This window comes from Actinoalloteichus spitiensis RMV-1378, assembly GCF_000239155.1.
GTDB classification, from domain to species: Bacteria; Actinomycetota; Actinomycetes; order Mycobacteriales; family Pseudonocardiaceae; genus Actinoalloteichus_B; species Actinoalloteichus_B spitiensis.
This window is the reverse complement of the sequence record NZ_AGVX02000421.1, coordinates 1-341: the sequence shown is the minus strand read 5'-3', so window position 1 is coordinate 341 and position 341 is coordinate 1. Positions and strand designations below refer to the sequence as shown.

1 protein-coding gene is annotated in these 341 nt (G+C 74.5%); it reads right to left on the bottom strand.

Annotated elements, in window-relative coordinates; genetic code table 11:
- A partial coding sequence (locus tag ACTIDRAF_RS0218205; protein WP_016700161.1) for an AMP-binding protein occupies positions 1–341 on the bottom strand: 341 nt, incomplete at both ends.

The following is a 341-nucleotide window of genomic DNA, read 5'->3' as shown; positions in this document are numbered from 1 at the left end:
GTCGCCGGGTCGTCCACCACCACCGTCGCCAGGCCCGCCGGGACCCGGTCGGCCAACTCGGCGGTGGTCACCACCACCCCGGCCCCACTGTCGGTGAGCAGGAACTCCACCCGCGCCGCCGGGTACCCCGGATCCACCGGAACGTAGGCACCACCCGCCCGGAGCACGGCCAACAGCACGCACACCGCATCCGGACCCCGCTCCAACAACACCCCCACCCGGGAACCGGCCACCACACCCCGCGACACCAGGTATCCGGCCAACCGGGCCGACCGGGCATCGACCTCCCGGTAGGACCACGACACCCCCTCCCCCACCACCGCCGCCGCGTCCGGGCACTC